Annotated in this window: 5 protein-coding genes; 2 read left to right on the top strand and 3 right to left on the bottom strand. The window is 64.5% G+C overall.

The features are described 5' to 3' along the window. Nucleotides 1-121 precede the first annotated feature (121 nt). Together V0R62_RS26450 and V0R62_RS26445 are read right to left on the bottom strand one after the other, a co-directional pair. Nucleotides 122-937: an MlaA family lipoprotein gene (locus V0R62_RS26450; RefSeq protein WP_050704582.1), complete on the bottom strand. Its 816-nt coding sequence runs from the start codon at nucleotides 935-937 to the stop codon at nucleotides 122-124. After that, the gene (locus V0R62_RS26445; RefSeq protein ID WP_330105798.1) at nucleotides 930-2,228 is read right to left on the bottom strand and encodes an alpha/beta fold hydrolase family protein; all 1,299 of its coding nucleotides are present in this window, start codon (nucleotides 2,226-2,228) and stop codon (nucleotides 930-932) included. The genes V0R62_RS26450 and V0R62_RS26445 overlap by 8 nt, the downstream gene beginning before the upstream one ends. 320 nt (nucleotides 2,229-2,548) lie before the next feature. On the opposite strand from V0R62_RS26445, the gene V0R62_RS26440 reads away from it, so the two are divergent. Further along, nucleotides 2,549-2,944 (top strand): hypothetical protein, encoded by a 396-nt coding sequence (locus V0R62_RS26440; RefSeq protein WP_330105797.1) that lies wholly within the window; start codon nucleotides 2,549-2,551, stop codon nucleotides 2,942-2,944. Here the strand turns inward: V0R62_RS26440 and V0R62_RS26435 are convergent. Next, entirely contained in the window at nucleotides 2,903-4,450 is a 1,548-nt protein-coding gene (locus tag V0R62_RS26435) for a glycoside hydrolase family 17 protein (RefSeq protein ID WP_330105796.1), read from the bottom strand. The two genes, V0R62_RS26440 and V0R62_RS26435, sit on opposite strands and share 42 nt — an antisense overlap. A 217-nt stretch (nucleotides 4,451-4,667) precedes the next feature. Between V0R62_RS26435 and V0R62_RS26430 the strand changes: the two genes are divergently transcribed. Then, nucleotides 4,668-5,528, top strand: a complete 861-nt coding sequence (locus tag V0R62_RS26430; protein WP_186733767.1) for a glycine betaine ABC transporter substrate-binding protein — start codon at nucleotides 4,668-4,670, stop codon at nucleotides 5,526-5,528. The last annotated feature ends 14 nt before the right edge of the window (nucleotides 5,529-5,542 follow it).

Raw genomic sequence — 5,542 nt, 5'->3', positions numbered from 1 at the left:
GTAGGAGCGGCCTTGTGCCGCGAAGCGGCCCCAGGGGTTCAGCGTTGACGCAAAGATCGCCGGGGCCGCGGTGCGGCCCTTTCGCGGCACAAGGCCGCTCCTACAGGGGATCGTGGGGGCCTTATTCGGCAATCTGCAACTTGCGCGCCTGGGTATACACGTACCGCAGCTTTTCGTACTCGAACGGCGAGTTGGTCTGTCCGTAGCGGAAGTTGGTGGTGTAGCGCTTGTCCACCGCCCGCAGCACGGTGAGCTCCGGATGGTCGCTGGCGGTGTCGGGCACGTTCAGGTAGTTGATCTCCTTTTCCCCCACGTAGTCGACCACCAGCCCGGTGGTATCGCGCAGGTTCGACGGCCCGAGGATCGGCAGCATCAGGTATGGCCCGTCCGGCACCCCGTAGAAGCCCAGGGTCTGGCCGAAGTCCTCGCTCTGGCGGGGCAGGCCCATCTTGGTCGCCGGGTCCCATAGGCCGCCGACACCGATGATGGTGTTGAACATCAGCCGCGCAGTGATCTCTGCTGAACGCTTGGGCTTGAGCTGCAGCACGCTGTTGAACAGGTTGGGCACGTCGCCCAGGTTGTTGAAGAAGTTGCTCACCCCGGTGCGCACGAAACCGGGCGTGACATAGCGGTAGCCGTCGACCACTGGCAGGAATACCCACTGGTCGAAGCGGTAGTTGAAGTGGTAGATGCGCCGGTTCAACGATTCCAGTGGGTCGTAGATGTTCAGCGCGGCCAGGGTCGAGCGTTCGAACTCGCGCTGGTCAAGGCCAGGGTTGAACTTGAGCTCGCGCAGCGGATCGACGAAACCGTCAGCCTCCACGGTGAGGGTTTCGGTCTTGTCGGCCTCGACCACGCTGGCACGCGGCGCAACTTCCTCGGCCAGGGCGCAGCCGCTGGCGAGCAGGGCGGTGACGAGCAGCAGTCTGTTAACCACGGAAGAACTCCAGCATGGCGTCGCTGTTGACGCGGTAGTTGAGGTTGCCGCAATGGCCGCCATGGGGGTAGAGCGTCAGCCGTTCGCCGAACACCCGGCGCAGGAAACCGATGTCGCCGGGGCCGAGGATCACGTCGTCGGCGTTGTGCATCACGGCGATCTTGGGGCTGGCGCGCAGGTAGTCTTCCAGCGCGTACAGGCTCACCTGGTCGACCAGTTGCAGCAGGCTGTTACCGTCGGTGCGCGCCCGCCACATGGGGATCACCTGCTCGGTCAGGTAGCAGTCGAAATCACACTGCAGCGCCCGTTTGAAGAACGGCTCCAGGCTGCTGCCCTCGGTGATCGGGAATTTCGGCGGAATGATCAGGCCGCGGCGGTTGATCAGGTCGGAGGTGAAGGCGATGTCGGCGGCCGAGAAGCGGAACGAGGTGCCGATGAGCATGGCCATCTGTTCGTTGGACAGGTGCTCCCGCGATTTCTGGAAGTCATACAGCAGCGCTTCGTTGAGGTCGATGTAGCCCTTGTCCTGGAAGTAGCGGGTGAGTTTCTCCAGCATCAACTCGTAGAAGGTGGTGCTGCGGTCGATGCCCTTGACCCGGGTCTGTACCAGCTTGTCCAGATTGGTGATCGAGGTGTACAGGTTGACCGGCGGGTTGAGCAGCAGCACGCGCTTGAAGTTGAAGCTCTGGCGGGTTTCGTCGAGCTTGCTGACGAACGCCGCGTCCAGCGCCCCGAGGCTGTAGCCGGTGAGGTAGTACTCGCTGACCGGCAGGTGTGCCTGCTGGGCGCGCACCGCCTGCATGACCCGGTACAGGTCCTTGGCATCTTCGCTGGTTACCCCGGGGGTGGCGAAGCGCGAGGCGGCGCTCATGAAGTCCCAGCTGGTCGGCGACGACAGCTGCACCACGTGGTAGCCGGCCTGGTAGAACAGTTTCTTCAAGTACTCGTTGATGCTGCTGGAATAGGGCGCGCCGGTACCGGCGATCAGGAAGATCAACGGCGCTTCGTGGTCCTGTTTGGCCAGGCGGTAGCGCAGCTTCTTCACCGACCAGAAATTGTCGGGCAGGGTGAACTCGCGCTCCGGGCGCAGGGTGAGGCTGTAGTCGGCCTGGTCGATGTCGTCGTCGCTGGGCAGCGTCGGGCGCTGCTCCGGCGGCGTGGTGGCGATGGTCGCCTCGAACGGGTTGGTCAACGGATAGCCGTAGCTCGCCGCGTCGATATCCCGCGCCGATGCGGCCGCAGCCAGGAGCAGGCCGCCGAGCAGGGCGGCGAGGCGCAAAGATCGAAGCATGTAGTCCCCCAAGGAAAACGCAAGGTCGTGCAATACGCAGGCTAGTGTCCTGTCTCGGAAATACGTTCTCTTTTGACGAGTGGCAACGCCGGCCGGGCGCCCAAGACGCCGTCAAAAGTGAACAGCTTATTTCCGAGACAGGACACTAGGACCACGGCATGTCGGACAAAGTTGCCCGTTGCCCTGTCGTTCGTCGCACAAGATGTTGCCGCGCCGGACAACGTTTGTCTTGTGCAACATAGCTGCAGGGCCATGATTTTGCCTTGTCTCGGCCCCTGGGCGATCATGCAACGTTTCGATTACCGCTATTGGAGATCCGCATGGCGCGTTGGTGGCCGGTCGTTGCCCTGTTGCTGTTCCTGCCGCTGTGGCTGGTGGCCAGCTACGGCGTGCGTTATGGGTTGATGGAAGACGCCCGGTGGGTCGGGCTGTGCAGCGTGCCGGGGGAGGTCTGGCAATGCCAGGTGCGTTCGCTGCTGGGCTTGGGGATACATTTCCAGGTCATTGCCTGGGGGGCGTTGGGGTTGGCGTTGGTCTGCCAACTGGTGCCTGGCCGAGGCGGGTGGTGGCTGGCGGCGCTGGCGCTGCTGTTCGGGATTCCGGCGCTGGTGCTGTATACCGCCAGCATCGCGGTGTTTGCCGTGGTGCTGGCGGGGTTGCGGCTGGTGCGGCCATCAGGCTTTGCGCAAGCTTCGCCACAACGCGCCAACCATTAACACGCTGACCACCGCCCAGCCCCAGGCCTGTCGATTCGCCAACCCTTCCTGGAATAACTGCGGTGCCACTCCTGCGCCCACGATAAAGGCCAGCAACGCCACCTCCGCCCGCCGCGCCGGCACCGGCCGCAGCAGATAGACCACCGCCGGCAGCAGCAACGCGGCGCTGGGGAAGCTGCGATAGCGCGGGTCGAACACCATCGCCAGCATGCTCACTGCCGCGGCGAATCCTGCGGCCAGCAACCATGTACCCGCATGCGCCTCGAGCCAGCTGAACAGCCGCTGACGCCAGCCGTCTCGACGGGCCAGGGCCAGCGCGCCATGGGCCAGCACCAACAGGTTCAAGCCGGCCAGGGCCACTGCCCACAACCATTCCCCGGCAAAGCGCGCATTGGTGCGCATCAGTTCCCCCCACAGCCCCAGGCTGCCGGCACCCAGGGCCGCCAGCAACGGCAGCAGCAAAGCGGCGCGGTGGCTTGCCGGGCGACCGGCCAGGGCCAGGGCCGCCAGCATCAGCAACACGCTGGCCAGCAACCACTGCGGCCACAGCGCCAGGTTGCTCACCGGCCCTTCGAGCACGCCCTTGTCCTGGCGGTCGGCATCGTACAGTCCCCAGTAGCCGCCCACGGCGCCTTCACTGGCGCGCTTCCAGGGCTGGTCGAAGGCCTCGATCAGGTTGTAGCGCCAGTCGTTGGCCTCGGCCAGGGCGACGAAGCCGCGAATGAAACGTGCCTCATTGACCCGACTCGGCTCCGCTGTCTCGCGCTGGCGTCCTTCGCTGGGCCAGCCGGTCTCGCCGATCAGGACGTCCTTGGGTGCGAAGCGGTTGCCGAACACCTGGCGCACCTCAGCCACATGGGTCAGCGCCGCATCGATGCCACGCGGGTCGTCCTCCCAGTAGGGCAACAGGTGGATGGTGAGGAAATCCACCTCCGGTGCGATCTGCGGGTGTTGCAGCCAGAACTCCCAGACGTCGGCGTAGGTCACCGGCACTTTCACCTGGCTTTTCACTTTCTTGATCAGCCCGGCCAGGCGCTCGCCGGTGACTTCCTTGCGCAGTAGCGCCTCGTTGCCGACGATCACCGCGCTGACCACGTCGGGGTTGGCGTTGGCCGCGGCGATAAGCAGTTCGATTTCCTTGTCGGTGTCCACCGGACTGGCGTTGACCCAGGCGCCGAGCATCACCTTCAGGCCGTGCTTGCGGGCCAGCACCGGGATGGCCTCAAGGCCGGTCATCGAATAGGTGCGGATGCACTGAAATCGCTCGCTCAGCAGCGCCAGGTCGGCGTCCATGCGCGCCGGGCGCAGGCGAAACGGCTGGTCGAACGGCGACTGGTCCTTGTCGAACGGGGTGTAGGACGCGCACTGCAGCTTGTGCGTCGGGCTCGCCGCATCGGGTAGGGGCACCGGCTTGCCGAGGCCGTACCAGAGCGCCCACAGCCCGATGAGGGCGAGCAGGCAGGCGAGCAGGTACGCAGGCAGGAGCAGTCGGGTGTTACTGGGCATCGGGCGGTCCGTCGGCAAGCGCAAAGGGCTAGATGATAGCCGCAAATGACCGGCGCCAAGCCTTTGGCATGCAAGGATCGCGCAGGCCGCTCGGGTGGCATGGCGTTAATGGCACAGTGCTGTCGCTGATCGTTCGCTGGAGGTCGCTGACAGAGCAGGTCGTGCGCGGGGGCAGGTCGATGATGCTCTCTCCAAGACCTGACGAGGGGATGCTTTGATGGCGACTTTTACAAGAGTACGACGTTTCCTGAGTGTGGGCGCCGCCCTGGTATTGACCATGAGCACTGCGCAGGCCATGGCCAAGGAAGTGAGCATCGGTTACGTGGACGGCTGGTCGGACAGCGTGGCCACCACCAACGTGGCCGCCGAGGTGATCAGGCAGAAGCTTGGCTACGACGTGAAGCTGCAGGCCGTGGCCACCGGGATCATGTGGCAGGGCGTGGCCACCGGCAAGCTCGACGCCATGCTCTCGGCCTGGCTGCCGGTGACCCATGGCGAGTACTGGGCCAAGAACAAGGACAACGTCGTCGACTACGGGCCGAACTTCAAGGACGCGAAGATCGGCCTGATCGTTCCCGAGTACGTCAAGGCCAACAGCATCACCGACCTCAAGACTGATACCAGCTTCAAGAACAAGATCGTCGGCATCGATGCCGGCTCCGGGGTCATGCTCAAGACCGAGCAGGCCATCAAGGACTACGACCTGACCGGCTACAAACTGACGGCCAGTTCCGGTGCGGCGATGACCGCCGAGCTGGGCCGCTCCTACGCCAAGCAGCAGTCCATCGCCGTGACCGGCTGGGTGCCGCACTGGATGTTCGCCAAGTGGAAGCTCAAGTTCCTCGAGGATCCCAAGGGCGTGTACGGTGCCGCCGAGACGGTCAACAGCATCGGCAGCAAGGAGCTGGCAAGCAAGGCGCCGGAAGTGGCCGAGTTCCTGAAGAAGTTCCAGTGGCAGTCCAAAGACGAGATTGGCGAAGTGATGTTGGCGATCCAGGAAGGCGCCAAGCCGGAGGCTGCGGCCAAGGACTGGGTGGCCAAGCATCCGGAGCGGGTCAAGGAGTGGACCGGCAAGTAATCGGCGCCATCGCG

It is taken from the genome of Pseudomonas carassii (genome assembly GCF_036324045.1).
Lineage (GTDB): Bacteria > Pseudomonadota > Gammaproteobacteria > Pseudomonadales > Pseudomonadaceae > Aquipseudomonas > Aquipseudomonas peradeniyensis.
Note: the sequence above shows the minus strand (reverse complement) of the source record. Positions and strands in the feature narration are given on the sequence as shown.

Excerpts from the sequence above, each read along its gene's own strand:
- V0R62_RS26435 (WP_330105796.1), bottom strand. The coding sequence starts at position 4,450 with ATGCCCAGTAACACCCGACTGCTCCTGCCTGCGTACCTGCTCGCCTGC.
- V0R62_RS26445 (WP_330105798.1), bottom strand. The coding sequence starts at position 2,228 with ATGCTTCGATCTTTGCGCCTCGCCGCCCTGCTCGGCGGCCTGCTCCTG.
- V0R62_RS26440 (WP_330105797.1), top strand. The coding sequence starts at position 2,549 with ATGGCGCGTTGGTGGCCGGTCGTTGCCCTGTTGCTGTTCCTGCCGCTG.
- V0R62_RS26430 (WP_186733767.1), top strand. The coding sequence starts at position 4,668 with ATGGCGACTTTTACAAGAGTACGACGTTTCCTGAGTGTGGGCGCCGCC.